The following is a 17,821-nucleotide window of genomic DNA, read 5'->3' as shown; positions in this document are numbered from 1 at the left end:
CGCACCCAACGGAGCCCACCATGGTAAGCCGCGGCATTCCCGCGCTGCTCGGCCTCCTGCTCCTGGTCGGCATGGGCCCGCTGGCGGCGCAGTGGGCGGGGGAGACCGTCACCATCCAGGAGCCCGCCGACCGGGACCTCTACCTGGCGGGACGGGTGCTGGAGGTCCTCGCCCCGGTGCGGGGCGACGTGGCGGCAGCGGGACAGCACATCACCGTCCACGGGCCGATCGCCGCCGATCTGATCGCGGCCGGGGAGACCCTCCGGATCACCACGGAAGTGGGTGACGACGTGCGCGCCGCGGCCCGTCGGATCCACCTGGATGCACCGGTGGGCGGCCACGTGGTGGCGGCGGCGGAGGAGATCACCCTGGAGCCCGCGGGCCGCGTGGAGGACTGGCTCTGGACGGCGGCAGGCCGGGTCCGCCTCGATGGGGAGGTGCGCGGGACCTTCCGCGCCTATGCGGAGGAAGTGGCCATAAACGGCCGGGTGGGCGGCGACGCCTACGTCCGGGCCGAGGAGGTCCGTATCGGCCCCCGGGCCCGGATCTCGGGGGACCTGATCTGGACCGGTCCCGGGCAGCCACGGGTAGCTCCCGAGAGTGGGATCGGCGGGCGGGTCATACAGCGGCCCGCGGAAGACCCCGGGACGGTCCCTCCGAAGCGGGGGGACGGCGGCTGGGGCGCCACGCTGTTCTTCCTCGTCAGCCTGGCGGTCACCGGAATCGTGGGCTTCCTGCTGTTCCCCGGCGCCGCAGTGGCTGCGGCGGACGCCGCCCTGCGCCGGCCCTGGGCCTCCCTGGCACTGGGGCTGGCGGGCCTGGCCACCACGCCGGTGGTGGCCGCCATGCTCCTGGCCACCGGCGTGGGCTACTTGCTAGCACTCACCCTGCTGGCCCTGTATATGGTGGGATTGCTTCTGGGCGCGCTGGCGGGGCTGTTCCTGGCTGGGGAAGGCGGGCTACGCCTGTTCGGCGCCCGGTCCACGCGGCTCCGCCGGTCGCTGGCCCTCGCCGGAGCCGTGGTCCTGGTGGCGGTCCTGCAATGGATTCCCTACCTCGGTCCGGCAACGGCCATTCTGCTCCTGTTGCTGGGTCTGGGCGGCCTGCAGTGGCTCGCCTTCCGGGCCTACCGCGACGGGATGCAGGGGGGCGCCGGGGCGCCCGCCTGAGCCGCGGTGCTCAGGCGGCGGCCTGGAAGCGGCGTATGGATGCGCGCAGCTCCTGGGACAGGCCGCCCAGCTCCCCGGTGGCCTCCTGGATGCGGTCCACGCTGCCCGCCACCGATTCCACCCCGGCATTGATCTCCGCCATGTTCTCGGTGGTCTCCCCCATGGTGGCCGCCAGCTCCTCGGCGCTGGCGGCGATGCGGTTGGCCGACTCCCGGGTATGCTCCACGGCGCCCTGAACGCGGTCCATGACCCCCTGCACCTGCTCCATGGTCCGGGTGGAGGTTTCCGACTGCGCCTCCAGCTCGTGCACGATCTCCCGCACTTGGCCAGTGGCCTGCGCGGTGTGCTCGGCCAGCTTGCGCACCTCGTCGGCCACCACCGCGAAGCCCTTGCCGGCCTCGCCCGCATTGGCCGCCTCGATGGCCGCGTTGAGGGCCAGCAAGTCGGTCTGCTTGGCGATGGCGGCGATGGAGGCGTTGATCTCCTCCACGCGGCTGGTGGAGCCGCGCAGGCGCTCCAGCTGCCGGCCGGCCTCCTGCAGGGTTTCACGGCCCTCGCGGGTGGTGGCGGCGGTCTCCTCGGCGGATTCCGATACCGAGCTGATCTCACGGGCCACTTCCTGGACCACGCCGTTCACCTCGCGGGCGTTGCCGCTCACATGGTCCGCATTGGCGCTGGAGCTCTGGGCGTTGCCGGCGATCTCCTCCGCCGTTTCCTCGAGCTGCTCGCTGGCCCCGGCGAGCTGGCCGGTCTTGCCGCCCACCTTGGCCACGAAGGCCTGAAACTCCTCGACCAGGCGGTTGAAGTCGGCGGCCAGCCGCCCTATCTCGTCCCGGCCACGCACCGGCAGGCGCAGGCTCAGATCACCGCTGCGGGCCACCTCGGTGATGGTCTCGTGGGCCTGCCGCAGCGGCCGCGAAACGCCCAGGGCCAGCCACAGGCCGAACACCAGCGCCGCGCCCAGACCCACCACCGCCACCCCGGCGATAACGGCAAGGCCGCTGCGCTTGAGGGCGGCCGTCTCCTCCGCCGTACCCCGGGTGAAGGCGCCGATCTCTTCCACCAGGCCATCCAGCGCCTTGCCGAGCGCGGCGTCCGCCTCGCGGACCGCCGGCACCTCCTTGCGGGCGAGCTGAGGGCTGCTGGTTTCCCGGATCACGTCGAAAACCCGCCGCGCCTTCTCCGCATAGGCGTCCAGCAGATCCTCGATGTTCGTCAGGGACTTCCGGAGCTTGGCGGCCTTGGGGGCATCCAGGGCATCCAGATAGGCCCGGCCGTCCCGCAGCGCCGCGCGGGCGCGGTCACCGGCCACCTCGAAATCTTCCCGGATGGCCGCCAGGCGCTCCTTCTTTCCAGAGATGAGCATATAGGGCAGGCGCAGGGCCCGCTCCAGCAGAACGCCCTGCTCCAGGTGGCCCACCTCGGCGCGGCGCAGGGCCGTGGTCAGGGGCAGTCCCCCCTCCACCAGATCGTTCAGCCGGCCGCCGACCGCCTGCATGCGGTCGAGGCCCACGCCGCCGATAATGGCGGTGATGAGCGTTAGGAACAGCACCAGGCCGCCGATCTTGCGGCCGATGCTCAGGTCGCGGAGGGACTGCAGGATTTTCATTGCTACCTCGGCGTGGGAGTGGCCCCCAGGGGGCTCCGTGCGCCGAGGTATTTATAGGCACCGCGTATGACATTTTCGTGACCCGGGCGCGACGGCCCGGGGGGAAAAGGCTGGCGCGCCGGGGTCTTAGCGCGTCACGGGCTCCAGCGTCAGCTCTACCCGGCGGTTCTGCGCCCGGCCCTGGGGGGTGGAGTTGTCGGCGACGAAATGGGTCTCCCCGTACCCTCGGGTGACGATGCGCTCCTCCAGGATCCCCTGTGCGCGCAGGTAGGAGGCCACCGCCTCCGCGCGGCGCTCGGATAGGCGCTGGTTGTAGCCCTCGGAGCCCGTGCTGTCCGTGTACCCCGCCACATGGATGACCGTCTTCTCGTACTCCTGCAGGACCTTGGCCACGTTGTTCAGGACGTCGAAAAAGCGAGCATTCAGGTCCGCGCTGTCGTGCTGGAAGGTCACGTTGCTCGGCATGTCGAGGACGAGCCGGTCGCCCTGGCGGGTTACGCCGACCCCGGTGCCCTGCAGCTCCTTGCGGAGCTCGGCCTCCTGCTGGTCCATGTAGCCCCCCACGGCGCCGCCTGCCAGGGCGCCGATCCCGGCGCCGATCAGGGCCCGCTTGGCGCCGTGGCCGCCGGTGATGAGCCCGGCCACGGCACCGGTGGCGGCCCCGATGGCGGCCCCCTTGGTGGCCTTGCTGGTCTCTTCCTCCCCGGTATAGGGATTGGTGGTGGTACACGAGGTCAGGAACAGGGCGGCAACCAGGCCCAGAGCGGTAAGCTTGCGGATCCGCGGCATCGGCGTCACTCCTCTCTGCGTGCACGCATGGGGCTCTCCTGGCAACGTAACAGGGGTTTCCCGGGCGTGCGGACCCTGCGCTCCGCCCCCTCCGGAACGTTACTATCATCGTAAGTGCAACACCTCACGCAGGAGGGAAAAGTGATTGAGCGCGTAGGCTTTATCGGGCTGGGCGCCATGGGGACGCCCATGGCCTGGAACGTTTTCCGGGGCGGCTACGAGCTGGGGGTTTTCAATCGCTCCCCGGCGAAGACCCGGCCCTTCGCCGAAGGCGGCGCCACGGCCTACAGCACCCCTGCCCTGCTGACCGCCGACTCGGAGGTGGTGATCCTCATGGTCACCGACCCGGAAGCACTGGCCGGAGTGCTCTACGGCGACGTGGGCGTCCTGGCGGGCCTCGGGCGCGGCAAGACGGTGATCAACATGAGCACCGTCTCCCCGGAGGCCACCCGGGACGCCGCCGAGGCGGTGCACGCCGAGGGCGGGCGCTTCATCGACGCGCCCGTTTCCGGGACGGTGAAGCCTGCGGAGGACGGCAGCCTGGTGGTGCTGGCGGGCGGCCTGGCGGAGGACCTGGAGCGGGTCCGCCCACTCCTGGAGACCATGGGCAAGACGGTGGTGCATTGCGGGGACATCCCCCAGGGCACGCACATGAAGCTGGTGATCAACCTCATGCTGGGCAACCTCATGCAGAGCCTCGCCGAGGGAATGAGCCTGGGCCGGGCCCTGGAGCTCGATCCGCAGCAGGTGCTGGCGGCCATCGGGGGCGGCCCACTGGGGGCGCCCCTGTTCCAGATGAAGGGGAATAATATCCTGTCGGGCGACTTCGCCAAGCAGTTTCCCATGGACCTGCTCTCCAAGGACCTGGACCTGGTGTCGGACACGGCCGGCAAGGTGCGCCTGCCGCTGCCCCAGACCGCGGCCACCCGGGAGAGCGTCAACGCCGCCCGGGCCCTCGGGCACGGCGACGAGGACATGGCGGCCCTCATCCGGGTGCTGGAGCGGCTCACGGGCCGGGAGGTGCGGGACTGAGCCTCCCGGAAAGCACTCGCGGACCCGCTTCGTAGGCGGGGAAGCTTGTCCGCCTGTCATGGCATCCGGCAAGCCGAGCAGGTATCCTTTGCGGCCCAAGCAAGGGACCCTCTGGAGAGGAAATGCCCATGGGCGCAAAGCCCGGAGAAGGGCTATGGGGACTGGGTCTTCTATCTGGGGGTGCCGCTATTCGGCCTCTCCACCCTGGTCTTCCTGTATCTCATCTACCACTGGCTCCGGGAGCTGCGCGGCATCCGCGGTGCGCGGCTCGTCTCCGCCAATGACGCGGAGGAAGGCATTCTGCGCATTCAAGGGGTCCTGCAACCGCTGCAGGAGGCCCCCCTTACCGCCCCTTTCAGCGGGCGGTCCTGCCTTTGGTACCACGCGAAGATTGAGCGGGTCCGATTCGACGAATCCACGAGCAGTCGGGGCCCGGCTCCCTCCTGGGTAGGCCAAAGCGAGATTCCCGCCTGGCTGGGGGACGAAACGGGCCGCGCCCTGGTGGACCTGGGCACCGCCTCCATCCCCGTATCCAGGAAGAAGGCTTGGCTACTCTGGCCGGGTCTCTGGAAGCTCACGGGGGGCAGACGGGTACCCGCCTACCTGCGGGAGCTCGTAGAGCGCCACGAGCTCAAGGGCCTCGTGTGGGTCGTGGAGGAATGCCTGGAGCCGGGCACCGCGATCGTCATGGGCCCCTTGACGGTGGCCGACGACGAGGAACGGGCGTCGAATGCCGGAGTCCAGCAGATCCTGAGCAGGTGGCGGAATCCCGACCCCGCCGCCCTTCATGGCATTCGCCTGGGCGTGGGCCGGGGCGGGAGGAACGCGCACACCTCCGATGACCGCTTGGCCGCGTTGAAAGTGCTCACCGGCGAGGTCGCCGGGTGGCCGGCGAAGTTTTTCTCCGCCCGGCGCGACTGCCCGGAGCTCATGGTCTTCAGGGGAGGAATGCGGCAGGTGGCCTGGCACTACTACAGGCTGGCCCTGTTGATGGGCTTCTTCGCCGCGATTACCGGCGGTTTTTTGCTCCTGACCCTGTCCCTCTGACCGCCGGAAGACCGACCGCGCTTTTTCCGCGCCTCGGGTCATGAACGCAAAGGGTCACCGACCGGCTTCCCTTGGGCGCCGCCCCGCGTCCTGAGGGCGGACCCCTAGGCATTCAGCATTTCTAAGGCCTCCGGGGTCGCCCATAATGCCGGAATAGACCTTCCTGCAAACGCCGGGGAGCTGCCATGAAATCCGTCATCCTCATCCGCCATGGAACCGCCGAAGACGTGGCCGCCGACGGCTCGGACGCCAACCGGGAGCTGACTCCCGAGGGCGTTCGCGAGGTGGAGACCGTCGCCCGGGGCCTGCATACCCAGGTTTCCCGGGTCCACCTGATCGCTTCCAGCCCGGCGAAGCGTGCGGTTCAGAGCGCGCAGACCATCGCCCGCGTCTTCAACGACCCCGCCTTCATCCGCACCGACGTCCTGGCCCCGGGACGGCGCCCCCAGGACCAGCTGGGATGGCTGTGGCAGACCCCGCCCAACGAGATCATCGTGCTGGTGGGCCACGAGCCCGACCTCGGGCACCTGCTGAGCCTGTCCGTGGCCGGCGTGGACTGGACCTTTTTCCATTTCGAAAAGGGCGGATGCTGTATGCTGTCGGTACCCGACAACGCAGAGCCCGGCACCGGCAGGCTCAACTGGGCCCTCACCACCGCCCAGGCCCGGGCCCTGGCGGGAAAGCCCTAACGCCCGAGGGAACCTTGTCCTCCGAGAACGCTCCCCAGACCGTCGCCGCCGTCGACCTCGGCTCCAACAGCTTCCACCTGATCGTCGCCCAGCTCAGCCCCGGAGAGCTCAAGGTCATGGACCGGCTCAAGGAGATGGTGCGGCTGGCGGGCGGCCTCCGGCCCGACCGCACCCTGGATCCGGAGGTGCGGGAGCACGCCCTGGCCTGCCTCACCCGCTTCGGTCAGCGCCTGAGCGGCCTCCCCGACGACCGCGTGCGGATCGTCGGCACCAACACCCTGCGCCGGGTCCGCAGGGCCGACGACTTTCTGGAGCAGGCCGAATCAGCGCTCGGCCATCCGGTGGAGATCGTTTCCGGGATGGAGGAGGCGCGCCTGATCTATCTGGGGGTGGCCCACAGCCTCGCGGTGTCGCCCGAGGACCGGCGGCTGGTCATGGACATCGGCGGGGGCTCCACGGAGCTGATCGTCGGCGACGGCTTCACGCCCCGACGCATGGAAAGCCTGTACATGGGCTGCGTTTCCCTGACCCGGGAGCACTTCCCCGACGGACGGATCACCGCCAAGCGCTTCCAGAGCGCGCTGACGGCCGCCCGCCAGGAGCTGGAGCCCTGCGGGGAAACCTTCCGCGAGCTGGGCTGGGCGGAGGCTGTGGGCGCCTCCGGCACCATCCGCTCGGCGGCCAAGGTGCTGGCCGCCGCCGGCTGGACCGAGGGCGCCATCACCCGGTCCGGCCTGGAAACGCTGCGGGAGGCGCTGATCAAGGCGGGGCACGTGGACAAGGTGGACCTCAAGGGCCTGGGTGCGGACCGCGCCCCGGTGTTCGTGGGCGGGGTGGCGATCCTGCTGGCCGCCTTAGAGGAGCTGGGCATGGAGCGCATGGATGCCGCGGAGGGCGCCCTGCGCGAGGGCCTGCTGCACGATCTGGTGGGCCGGATCCGGCACGAGGACGTTCGCGAGACCAGCGTGGCCGCCCTGGCCGAGCGCTATCACGCGGATGCCGCCCAGGCGGATCGGGTGGCGGAAACCGCCCGCTACCTCCTGGAGCAGGCCGGACCGGACTGGGACATGGACCCGGAATGGTCCGGGCCCTACCTCCGCTGGGCGGCCCGGCTCCACGAGATCGGCCTGGACATCGCCCACAGCGGCTACCACAAGCACGGCGCCTATATCGCGGACAATGCCGACATCCTGGGCTTCACCCGCGAGGAGCAGGACCTCTTGTCCGCCCTAATCCGCTCCCACCGCCGCAAGTTCCCGTCCGCCCCCTTCAAGGAGCTCCCCAAGCGGTGGTCCGCAAGCGCGCGGCGGCTTGCGGTGCTCCTGCGGCTTTCGGTGGTGCTCCACCGCAACCGGCGCCCGGTTCCTCTGCCGGAGATGACGCTGCGCGCCCGCGAGGACAAGCTGCGGCTCGCCTTTCCGGATGGCTGGCTGGAGGAGCACCCCCTGACCCGGGCGGACCTGGAGGAGGAAGCGAATTTCCTGAAGGCCGCCGGTTTCACGCTCAAGCTCGAATGACACCGCTCGCCCGGCGGGCACCCCCCCCGACCGGCGCCGTGTGCTACCGCCTACATCTCTTCGGCGAGCTCCTCGAGCAGGGCCTGCTGGGCGGAAAAGGGCGCCTCGCCCGCCGCCGGCTCAGCCCGCCGGTACTGGCCGTCGCTGTCCAGCAGCCATGCCTGGGTATTGTCCCGCAGATAGGCGTCGAGCTCGCGCAGGAGGCGTATGCGGAGCCGCGGGTCCCGGATGGGGAAAGCCACCTCCACCCGCCGAAAGAAGTTCCGTTCCATCCAGTCGGCACTGGAGCCGTACAGCTCCGGGCTGCCACCGTTCTCGAAGTAGTAGATGCGCGTGTGCTCCAGGAACCGGCCTACCACCGAGCGCACCCGGATGTTCTCGGAGATCCCCTCCACGCCGGGCCGCAAGCAGCACATGCCGCGCACCACAAGGTCGATCTGCACCCCCGCCATGGAGGCGGCGTACAGGTCGCGGATGAGCTTGGGCTCCACCAGGGAGTTGACCTTGATGATAATGCGGCCCGGCTGCCCGGCCTCGGCGTTGTCCCGTTCCCGCTGCACTTTTTCGCGCATGGCATCGTGCAGCGTGAACGGCGACTGGAGCAGCGACTGCAGGTCGGAGGCCCGGCCCAGGCTGGTGAGCTGCAGGAAAACCTTGTGTACGTCCTCGCCGATGCCGGGATCGGTGGTGAACAGGCCGTAGTCGGTATAGAGCCGGGCGGTGCGTGGATGGTAATTGCCCGTACCCAGGTGCACGTACTGGCGCAGTCGCCCGCCTTCCCGGCGGACCACCAGGATCATCTTGGCGTGGGTCTTGTAGCCCACCACGCCGTACACAACGTGCGCGCCCGCCTCCTGGAGCCGGTTGGCCAGGGCGATGTTGGCCTCCTCGTCGAAGCGGGCGCGCAGCTCCACCACCACCGTCACCTCCTTGCCCGCCCGGGCGGCCTGCACCAGGGCGTCCACCACCGCGGATTCCGGCCCGGTGCGGTAGAGGGTCTGCTTGATGGCCAGCACGTGGGGATCCTTGGCGGCCTGCCGGAGGAAGTCCACCACCGGGGTGAAGGACTCGAAGGGGTGGTGCAGGAGGATGTCCTGCTCGCGGAGGACCGCGAACAGATCCGGCTGGTAGGCGATGGGCTGCGGCAGCCCCGGGGTGAACCCGGTGTACTTGAGGTCGGGACGGTTAACCAGGTCGGGAATGGCCAGCAGGCGATTGAGGTTCACCGGACCGTTGACCCGATAGAAGTCCTCGCGGCCCAGGTGGAACTCCTCCAGGAGGTAATCGCCCATGTCGTCGGGACAGTTGTCCGCCACCTCCAGGCGCACCCCGGCACCGTAGCGCCGCTGCGGCAGCTCGCCCTCCAGGGCCCGGCGCAGGTCGTCGATCTCCTCCTCGTCCACGAACAGGTCGGAATTCCGGGTTACCCGGAACTGATAACAGCCTGTCACGGTCATGCCCGGGAACAGCTCATCCACGAAGGCGTGGATGATGGAGGACAGGAAGACGAAGTCGTAGGCCCCGCTGCCCGTCTCGTCGGAGGGCAGCTGGATCAGCCGCGGCAGCGCCCGCGGCGCCTGCACCACGGCGACGCCGCCGCTGCGGCCGAAGGCATCCCGGCCCTGCAGGCTGACGATGAAGTTCAGCGACTTGTTGAGGATGCGCGGGAAGGGGTGAGCCGGATCCAGGCCCAGGGGCGACAGGATCGGCAGCAGCTTCTCCCGGAAATAGCGGTGGAGCCAGGACCGCTGCTCCCCGGTCCAGGAGCCGCGCCGGATGAAGCGGATCCCCTCGCCCTCCAGGGCGGGGACCAGGACCTCGTTGAGGACGCGGTACTGCTCCTCCACCAGCTCGTGGGCCTCGCTGCTGATGGCGTCCATCACCTCCGCCGGGGTCCGGTTGTCGGGGCCCACCTGGGTCACGCCCAGCTCGATGCGCTGCTTGAGCCCGGCAACCCGGATCTCGAAGAATTCGTCCAGGTTGGTGGAGGAGATGCAGAGGAACTTTAGCCGCTCCAGCAGCGGCGTGGCCGGGTCCTTGGCCTGCTCCAGCACCCGGCGGTTGAAGGCCAGGAGCGACAGCAGGCGATTGATGTAGAATTGGGGCTGCTTGAGATCGGGGGTATCCATGGGGATCCGGGGGTTCCTATCGGACGAAGGAGCGCTTGCGGAACGGGGCGGCGGGTACCGGCCGCCCGATTCCATCTATGCCGGTACGGGACTGTAGTGCGCCCAGTCCCCGTCTTTCCTATCATAGGGGCGAGTCGAACGCCCATCCTTGGATGTGCCATCGGCCCCACGAGCCGGAAGCATGCCCGGCGGCCCCGGGCTCCGGGAGCATGCCGTGCTCCCCTGCGGAGATCCGGCCCGCCTTCCGCGATACAGCCGCCCTACTTGCGGCCTTTGCCCTTCGGAGGACCGAATGATGGACGAAGACCTGAAGCCTTGCCCATTCTGCGGCGGCACGGACCTGGAGATCCTGGACATCGACGAGGGGTTCTGCGCCGTGGCCTGCGAGACCTGTGACGCCTTCGGTCCCATGGGCATGGGTCACGATGGAGCCCGGCAGGAATGGAACCACCGGGTGGTCGAAGTAGACCCCTATTGAGCCCGGTCCAGGCCGCTACAGGATTCTTCAAAGCAATTGCGGGAGTATGACACTCCTGCGCCCGCTAGGACACCGGAGGTAACGAGCCATGGAGGACGCACCCGCCGACGGGCTGCCCGTGCGCTACTGGGTAGGAGTGGATCGGCATGCGGAGGATGGCCGTCGCGTGCTCGCGGAGGCCTTGAGTCCGGCGTATGCGGATTTCGGCTCCGCCCTGGTGGCATTGAAGGAAATCCAGCTCCAGCGTCCGGACGCCCGGGTTATCGCCGAAACAGACCTCCATCCCGGAAAAGGGAAAGCATAGGATAGAAAAAGCATGGGGGCCGCACGGCCCCCATATGCTTTCCGGTCGATCCGGGCCTCGTATCCACCCGGAGCCAACCTTCCCGCCTGCACGGAATCCCGGCTTCCTACATGGTCAGGACCACCCGGAAGCGCGCCTCGTTGTTGATCATCCGGTCATAGGCCTCATTCACCCGGTCGAGCGGATAGGTCTCGATCCGCGCCTGGATGTCGGCGAGGCGGCTGAAGGCCAGGGTGTCCTCCGCCTGCTTGGGCGTGCCGCTGGCCCATCCGGATACAGTGCGCCGGGCCATGATCAGCTGGAACGGGCTCACCTGGATCGGCTCGGGGGTGGCCCCCACCGCGATGAGCTCGCCATCCACGCCCAGACCGTCCACCACGCTGGTCATGGCGTCGGCGCTGGGGGCGGTGGCCAGAATCACCTTGGCGCCGCCGAGCTCCTGCAGCACCGCGTTGACATCCTCACTCTTGGCATCCACGTAGCGGTGGGCGCCGAGCTCCAGGGCCAGATCGCGCTTTTCCGTGCCGTTGGACAGGGCCACGGTGTGGTAGCCCATCCGCCGAGCGTACTGGATACCCAGGTGGCCGAGACCGCCCACGCCCTGCACGGCGACCACATCGCCGGCATCGGCACCGCTATGCCGCAGGGCGTTGTAGGTGGTAATGCCGGCGCAAAGCAGAGGCGCGGCGGCCACCGAGTCGAGCTCCTGCGGCATGGAGACGAGGGCCTCCTCGGGGGCGATCATGTACTCGGCATAGCCACCGTCGTAGCTGATTCCGGAAATCTGGGCGTTGCGGCAAGTAATGAAATCACCGGCCCGGCAACGGTCGCACTGGCCGCAATGGCCGCCGTGCCAGCCCACGGCCGCGCGCTGGCCGTTGCTCCAGCTCTGCACGCCGGATCCGACCTGATCCACCCGGCCGGTCACCTCGTGCCCCGGAACCCGGGGATAATCGATGCCGGGAAAGGCGCCATCCTTGGTGAAAGCGTCGCTGTGGCAGATTCCGCAGGCCTCCACTTTCAGGCGCACCTGGCCCGCTCCCGGCTCGGGGATCTCCCGCTCCACCACCTCGAAGGCGGCGCCGGGCTCTCGGACCTGGGCCACTTTCATGGACATGGGACCCTCCTTCTTTCGCATTGGGCAATTGGATCTCGGTCAGGCGTGAACGGCCCGGAACAGCCCCGGCAGACATGCGGACGCCGGCAACGGCCTGCATCCTTCCATCTCCGGAACCGGACGAAAAACGCCGCGGTAGTACGGTTGGCGCTTTATCGAAGCGGGTATCCGCTCCGGTGTCGGAGGCCGTCTGCGTGCCGGCGCCAGCCGCCGCTGATCGGCAACGGCCCGGGCGTCACGACCAAGAGAAGGCTATCTGATGACATGCGGGAGAAAACCGCATGATGGGCATGCTAACCATCCCATTGTGCAAAAATCGCCCTCCGGTTCAACCCGGGGCTGCAGAGCCTGCGTCGTCGGAGCTTCATTCCCCGGTCCCCTTCCATTTCCTGCATAAGCGCCGGACACGCATGCTATACAGGAGCCAGGGGCCCCTCCCAGGTAACGGGGACCCATCCCGCCATTCACCCGGTCTTCGGAGGGCGTCATGCCATCGGTACCGGATGATATCGCTTCCGCCTACCAGCTCCTCTCCGACACCCGGATGTACTATGGAGCCCGGCCGGTTGGAGCAGCGGCCTCCTATGCGCCGCACCAGACGAAATCCGGCCACTATCAGGAATGCTTCGTGCGGGATTTCACCGTGGCCGCCCTGGTGCATCTGGCCGACGGCCATACCGGGATCGTCGGCAACTTCCTGGAAACGGTGGACGAGATCCGGAAGCTGGACCAGCCGGATAAAGGCTTCGATCAGGCTCCCGGGGTCATGCCGGCAAGCTTCTGGGTGCGTACGGACGCGAATGGCCGGGAAACGCTTGAGGCGGATTTCGGGGATTGGGCGGTGGGGCGCGTGGCGTCGGCAACCTGCTCGCCATCGTGCTCGGGCTTACCACCCCGAGGCAGAGCGCCCGGATCATGGAGACCTTCGAAGTGCACTGGAGGGACTTGGTGGGCGACATGCCCATGAAGCTTTGCTTCCCCGCCGTGGAGGGAAAGGACTGGTACGTGCTCACCGGGGCCGATCCCGTGAACCTGCCCTGGCGATACCAGAATGGCGGGCATTGGCCGATACTCCTGTGGGCCTTCGTGGCCGCCCGGAGCCGGCTGCCCTGGGAAGGCTGGGCCGAATTCTACGACGGCCGGTACGGACGTTACGTGGGCCGGCATGCCAACCTGAACCAGACCTGGTCGGCGGCGGGCTTCCTCCTAGCCCTGCGGCTTCTGGAAGATCCCGACCTACTGGCCATGCTCCCCGGCCAGCCCCCGCCCAGCCGGGAGGGCGACGCCCCTTGATGCGCTCCGCCCTCCCGAGGCCTCTTCCCCGCACCTGCCCCCTCCCGAAGGCGTTCCGGGCGTTGGACCGCTAGGCGTGGACAGCGCCTTCAGGCTAGCCGAAGAGCACCACGGAGAAAACGCTCACCAGCCCCAGGGCCGCCATGGCGGCGACCAGCACCATGGGGAGGTTGTCCAGAATCTCGCGCTTGGTGGTGGAATCCATTTGCACCTCCTGCGGCTGCGTATTGCTGGGTTTCCGGGCGCAGGTACCGTCGGCGCCTGCCGCCCTTTAACCATATTCCATGTGTGGGAATATACCCACAAATTTATTGCGGGTTCAAGCCCGCGCCAAGCCGCCCGCTCTCTGGAGAGAGGCATAACCGGGGTGCAAACATTCTCTTTGGCCTGTGTGATGCTCTGCCCTGGAAGGTTCAGGGAATCCCCCAAGGGATCGCGCTTTACTTGAAGAGCTACACTCTGAAATGATGCTTTGAGTACTTTGGCATTGATGAAGGAGAAACTATTTTGGAAAAAAATACTCTACGTATGTATACTCCGATCCCTCCGAACCAACCAGGAAGGAGATATTCTTTGGGAACCCGTGAGCTCGCTGCCCAGATCGCTGCCAACTACGCGGCCAATGCCGAATCCGCTCAGGAAGTAATCCAGCTCCTGCAGGAATCTTATAGCACCCTGGTCAAGATGGAAGGCGAGGGCGCCATCCCCGCCCCTGAAGGAGAGGCCGAAGGGGTCGAAGAAGGCGGTTCGGAAAAGCGCGAACCGATCATGTCCCCGCAAAAGGCCATCGGCAAAGACGCGCTGACCTGCCTGGTCTGCGGAAAATCTTTCAAGACCCTCAAGCGGCACCTCAACAACGCCCATGGCATGACCCCGCAGCAATATAGGGAAGCCTTTGACCTGGACAGGGACTATCCCCTGGTGGCCCCGAACCTTTCCGAACAGCGTGCCAAGGTGGCCAAGGAGCGCGGCCTTGGCGAGCGGCTCGCCGAAGCCCGGCGCAAGCAGCGTGAAGGCCAATCCTGATTCGCAACACCAGCTTGCGGCTTTCGCCGGACCGGTGGCCGCGCCACCGGTCTTTTTTTCGTGCTCCCAGCGGCGCGGGGAGGCGGAGTGCGCCTCGAACCGGCGGCTCCCGGATCGGCCCCCTTAGGCCCGTTACGGCGGCGCATCGTCCTACTGCCGATGGAAGGACCGTGCCCCCTCGCCGAAACTTGACGAGCGGGGAAAACGTTTCCGGGCCAGAGCGGTCCAATTTCTGAAGAGGCGAGAAAAGGTTAGGAAACGGGTCTTCCTGCTGGCGAAAGCGGATGGGCGGAAAGCCCTCCGAACGGAGCGCTTGTTGCGTCTATTGGGCAATGCGATGCACCGCCCATCCCCTTTTCTCCCTCCGTGCCCTCCGCGCCGGGGTTTCTTCGGTCCCCAGCCCCGGCGGGAGGCGGCCCGGGCATAGCGCCCGGGCCTTTTTTTGTCCAGCTCGACGACGACCTGGCCGAACCCTGCCCATTTTCCGGACCCGATTTGGGATCTGCCCACATCCCCGCGTATCGTCCGGGTGGTCCATAATTTGATTTTCGGACAGGAAAAGAGAAGATCACCATGAATCAGCAACGTGTGCCGCTCTCCATCAATCCGGACTCCCTGGCGGGGGAGGAGAAATACCGCGTATCCGGCGCACCTCTCCGGGGGCAGGATTGGTGGTTCTCCCTGGACGGCGAGGGCAACGCTTCCATCGTCCTGGCCGATAACACCGGCAGCGAGGAGGATCACCTCGTTATCGACCTCTCCCCCAACGAGGACGCTACCCGGGCTCAGCTCCGCGAGGCGGACCTACTCACCCTGGCCTATTGGCTTCGGGCCGCGGCCGTGGAATACCTGACCGGGTACGGCCTGGAGGAGATCCCCCGCTCCGAATGGGAGGCGGTAACCGAGGGGTCCCCGGTTCAGTAGCTGGCGCCCCGGACCCGCTCCCCCCACCCCCCCTTTCGGGATTGGGCGATGACCGATTACGCACTGGAACAGCCGCTCGGGCGCCCCGCTTCGGACACCCTGCTGGGGCAGTTCTTCCGGCGCAGCCCCCAGCCGCAGTTGCTCCTCCAGCCGGACCCGCCGCGCGTCCTGGAGGCCAACGCGTCCTTTCTGTCCCAATTCGGCTACCATGCCGGAGGCATCTCCGGCTGCGCCCTGCACCGGCTGTTCCCCGCCGAGACCACCCGCGCCCGGGTGGAGCTGCAGCGCACCTCGCAGGAGTCGGCGGCCTGTTTCGAGATCGATATGGCCCTGCCGGGGGGCTCCGCCTGCCCCGTGGAAGTACAGGTGACGCGCCTCTCCCTGGAGGAACAGCCCCTCCTGCACGTAAGCGTCCAGGACCTGCGCGACCGGGCCCGGGAACGGGAGCAGGCCGGCCTGTTCGCCACCCTGCTCGGGCCCTTTCCCGACATCGTGTTCTACAAGGATATCTACGGCGCCTACCGGGGCGGGAACGCCGCCTTCGAAAAGCTCCTCGGGCGTTCGCTTGAAGAAGCCATCGGCCGGACCGATGAACAGCTCTTCCCGCGGGAGGTGGCCGAAGCGTGCGCCGCGGGCGACCGCAAGGTCCTGGCCTGGAACCAGCCCCGGCACGACGAGGAATGGGTGCGGTACCCGGACGGCGAGTGGGTCCTGCTGGACACGGTCAAGACGCCCTTCATCGGCCCCCATGGCGAGATCCGGGGGCTGGTGGCGGTTAGCCGCGACGCCACCGACCGGCACCGCGCGCAGGAGAAGCTCCGGGAGCAGGAGCGCAGGTACCGCCAGATTCTGGCCACCGCCCAGGAAGGCTTCTGGATGGGCCGGTACGAGGATCTGGTCACGCTGGACGTCAACGACGCGCTATGCACGTTGCTGGGGCGGACCCGGACGGAGATGATCGGCCGGCCCCCCACCGAATGGCTGGATGCCCCGAACCGGGAGATCCTGCAGCAGGAATCCGCGCAGCGGGACCGGGATCAGCACCGGCGCTACGAGATAAGCTTCCTGCACAAGGACGGCTCCGCCGTTCCGGTGATGGTCCAAGCCACCACGGCGCGGGACAGCGCGGGGAATCCCGATTTCATTTTCGCCTTCGTCACGGACCTGACCTGGCAGAAGGCCGCCGAACGGGCGCTGCGCGAGAGCGAGAACCGCTATCGGGCCATCGTGGAGCAATCCCCGGACCCCATCCTGCTCCACGACGGCCGCCGCCTCCTCTACGCCAACGAAAGCATGGCTCGACTGGTACAGGCGGAATCCGCCGAGGAGCTGATCGGCACCTCCATCTTCGACCTGGTGCCCACCGAGGAAGCGGAACACGTCGGACAGCGGAGCCGTCGACTCCACGCGGACCAGGGACAGGGGAGTCTGTTCGCGGAAGGGCAGGCCCTGCGCCGGGACGGAAGCCGCGTGGAAGTGGAAGTGCACGGCCGGCTGATCCGCTACCAGGGGATGCCCACCACCCAGGTGATCCTGCGTGATATCACCGCGCGCAAGGAGGCGGAGCGCGCCCAGGAGCGCCTCCTGAGCATCCTGGAGGCCTCGCCGGATCTCATTGCCATGTCGGACCGGGAAGGCAATATCCTCTATCTCAACCCGGCCGCGCGCCGGTTCCTCGGGGAGCGCTCCCCGGACAGCCATCAGGTGGGCGGCGACCAGCCCCCATGGGCCGCTCGCCAGATCCGGGAAGAGGGCCTGCCGGTGGCCGCCCGGAGCGGCCTGTGGCGCGGGGAAACCGCCTTCTACGACCGCGAGGGGCAGGAGGTGCCTTTTTCCCAGACCATCGTCGCCCACTTCAACGACCAGGGCGAGGTGGAGCGCTTCTCGAGCATCGCCCGCGACCTCTCGGAGCAGAAGGCGGCCGAGGCACGGGAGAAAACCCATCGCGAGCAGTTCAACCAGGCCCGGCGGCTCATCTCCATGGGAGAGATCGCCACCATCCTCGCCCACCAGCTCAACCAGCCCCTCGCCGCCGCCGTGAACTACATCCAGGCTGGACTCAACCACCTGCCCAGGGAATCGGATCCGCCGAGCACCTCGCTGCGCGCTTCCCTGGAACGGGCCATGGGGAACATCCAGAAGGCGGGAGAGATCGTCTCCAACGTCCGGGGCTTCCTGAAGGGCGAGGAGGCCCATTTCCAGCCCACGGATCTGAATGCCCTGGTCCGGGATCTGTTGTCGCACCTGGACAGCGAGCGGCGTGCCGCACATGTGGAGCTGACCACCGATCTGGCGGACCCCAGCCCCGTCCTCCCCGTCGACCCGATCCTTATCCAGGAGGGCCTGCTCAACCTGGTTCGCAATGCCCTGGATGCCAACCGCGAGGCGCACGGCGAGGAGCCTTCCCGGGTGACCGTGCGCACGCGCCGCTGCCCGCACGGGGCCACCGTGGCAGTGGAAGACGAGGGTCCGGGCCTGCCCGAGCCGTTGAAGAACGAGGACTTCGCACCCTTCTTCACCACCAAGAGTGGAGGGCTCGGGCTGGGCCTGTGGATCGTCCGGTCCATCGCCGAAACCCATAACGGCAATCTCCACGCCCGGAACAATGATCCGGGCCCGGGCGCCACCTTTACCATTTTCCTACGGCAGGGCTGACGCCGGAGACCTGTGCCGGGGTCATCTCCCGGAAACGGAGGCC

Annotated in this window: 15 protein-coding genes and 1 pseudogene; 12 read left to right on the top strand and 4 right to left on the bottom strand. The window is 67.9% G+C overall.

Annotated features, from left to right (window positions below):
* The first annotated feature begins 20 nt into the window (after nucleotides 1–20).
* Entirely contained in the window at nucleotides 21–1,169 is a 1,149-nt protein-coding gene (locus ACERLL_RS03930) for a bactofilin family protein (protein ID WP_373654749.1), read from the top strand.
* A 10-nt stretch (nucleotides 1,170–1,179) separates the two neighbouring features.
* Here ACERLL_RS03930 and ACERLL_RS03925 read toward each other — a convergent pair whose 3' ends face one another.
* Complete coding sequence (locus ACERLL_RS03925; RefSeq protein WP_373654748.1) at nucleotides 1,180–2,778, bottom strand: methyl-accepting chemotaxis protein; 1,599 nt, start codon at nucleotides 2,776–2,778, stop codon at nucleotides 1,180–1,182.
* A gap of 126 nt (nucleotides 2,779–2,904) precedes the next feature.
* Nucleotides 2,905–3,558 (bottom strand): YiaD family glycine zipper/OmpA-like lipoprotein, encoded by a 654-nt coding sequence (locus tag ACERLL_RS03920; RefSeq protein ID WP_373654846.1) that lies wholly within the window; start codon nucleotides 3,556–3,558, stop codon nucleotides 2,905–2,907.
* A gap of 150 nt (nucleotides 3,559–3,708) precedes the next feature.
* Between ACERLL_RS03920 and ACERLL_RS03915 the strand changes: the two genes are divergently transcribed.
* The 4 genes from ACERLL_RS03915 to ACERLL_RS03900 all read left to right on the top strand — a co-directional run bounded on the left by ACERLL_RS03915 (nucleotide 3,709) and on the right by ACERLL_RS03900 (nucleotide 7,852).
* A complete protein-coding gene (locus tag ACERLL_RS03915; RefSeq protein ID WP_373654747.1) occupies nucleotides 3,709–4,599 on the top strand; it encodes an NAD(P)-dependent oxidoreductase in 891 nt (296 codons plus the stop codon).
* A 45-nt stretch (nucleotides 4,600–4,644) separates the two neighbouring features.
* Complete coding sequence (locus tag ACERLL_RS03910; RefSeq protein ID WP_373654746.1) at nucleotides 4,645–5,646, top strand: hypothetical protein; 1,002 nt, start codon at nucleotides 4,645–4,647, stop codon at nucleotides 5,644–5,646.
* Between the two features lie 185 nt (nucleotides 5,647–5,831).
* Nucleotides 5,832–6,335, top strand: a complete 504-nt coding sequence (locus tag ACERLL_RS03905) for a SixA phosphatase family protein (RefSeq protein WP_373654745.1) — start codon at nucleotides 5,832–5,834, stop codon at nucleotides 6,333–6,335.
* 14 nt (nucleotides 6,336–6,349) lie between these two features.
* Nucleotides 6,350–7,852, top strand: coding sequence for a Ppx/GppA phosphatase family protein (locus ACERLL_RS03900; RefSeq protein WP_373654744.1), 1,503 nt, complete (start codon nucleotides 6,350–6,352; stop codon nucleotides 7,850–7,852).
* Nucleotides 7,853–7,902: 50 nt separating this feature from the next.
* Here the strand turns inward: ACERLL_RS03900 and ppk1 are convergent, their stop codons facing one another.
* Entirely contained in the window at nucleotides 7,903–9,981 is a 2,079-nt protein-coding gene (gene ppk1 / locus ACERLL_RS03895) for a polyphosphate kinase 1 (protein WP_373654743.1), read from the bottom strand.
* A 292-nt stretch (nucleotides 9,982–10,273) separates the two neighbouring features.
* Here ppk1 and ACERLL_RS03890 point away from each other — a divergent pair, with 292 nt between their 5' ends.
* Entirely contained in the window at nucleotides 10,274–10,459 is a 186-nt protein-coding gene (locus ACERLL_RS03890; RefSeq protein ID WP_373654742.1) for a Lar family restriction alleviation protein, read from the top strand.
* Between the two features lie 88 nt (nucleotides 10,460–10,547).
* Nucleotides 10,548–10,763, top strand: coding sequence for a hypothetical protein (locus ACERLL_RS03885; RefSeq protein WP_373654741.1), 216 nt, complete (start codon nucleotides 10,548–10,550; stop codon nucleotides 10,761–10,763).
* A 106-nt stretch (nucleotides 10,764–10,869) separates the two neighbouring features.
* On the opposite strand, the gene ACERLL_RS03880 is transcribed toward ACERLL_RS03885, so the two are convergent.
* The gene (locus ACERLL_RS03880) at nucleotides 10,870–11,874 is read right to left on the bottom strand and encodes an alcohol dehydrogenase (protein WP_373654845.1); all 1,005 of its coding nucleotides are present in this window, start codon (nucleotides 11,872–11,874) and stop codon (nucleotides 10,870–10,872) included.
* A gap of 493 nt (nucleotides 11,875–12,367) precedes the next feature.
* On the opposite strand from ACERLL_RS03880, the pseudogene ACERLL_RS03875 reads away from it, so the two are divergent.
* The 5 genes and pseudogenes from ACERLL_RS03875 to ACERLL_RS03855 form a co-directional block, all read left to right on the top strand.
* Nucleotides 12,368–12,682: pseudogene (locus tag ACERLL_RS03875) on the top strand (glycoside hydrolase 100 family protein); the annotation flags it as partial.
* Between the two features lie 32 nt (nucleotides 12,683–12,714).
* The gene (locus ACERLL_RS03870) at nucleotides 12,715–13,173 is read left to right on the top strand and encodes a glycoside hydrolase 100 family protein (protein WP_373654740.1); all 459 of its coding nucleotides are present in this window, start codon (nucleotides 12,715–12,717) and stop codon (nucleotides 13,171–13,173) included.
* Between the two features lie 573 nt (nucleotides 13,174–13,746).
* Nucleotides 13,747–14,199: a Ros/MucR family transcriptional regulator gene (locus ACERLL_RS03865; RefSeq protein ID WP_373654739.1), complete on the top strand. Its 453-nt coding sequence runs from the start codon at nucleotides 13,747–13,749 to the stop codon at nucleotides 14,197–14,199.
* A gap of 573 nt (nucleotides 14,200–14,772) precedes the next feature.
* Entirely contained in the window at nucleotides 14,773–15,123 is a 351-nt protein-coding gene (locus ACERLL_RS03860; RefSeq protein ID WP_373654738.1) for a hypothetical protein, read from the top strand.
* Nucleotides 15,124–15,171: 48 nt separating this feature from the next.
* Nucleotides 15,172–17,778 carry a PAS domain S-box protein gene (locus tag ACERLL_RS03855; protein WP_373654737.1) on the top strand — a complete coding sequence of 869 codons (2,607 nt, stop codon included), beginning with the start codon at nucleotides 15,172–15,174 and terminating at the stop codon, nucleotides 17,776–17,778.
* The last annotated feature ends 43 nt before the right edge of the window (nucleotides 17,779–17,821 follow it).

Source organism: Thiohalorhabdus sp. Cl-TMA, assembly GCF_041821045.1.
Classification (GTDB): domain Bacteria; phylum Pseudomonadota; class Gammaproteobacteria; order Thiohalorhabdales; family Thiohalorhabdaceae; genus Thiohalorhabdus; species Thiohalorhabdus methylotropha.
Note: the sequence above shows the minus strand (reverse complement) of the source record. Positions and strands in the feature narration are given on the sequence as shown.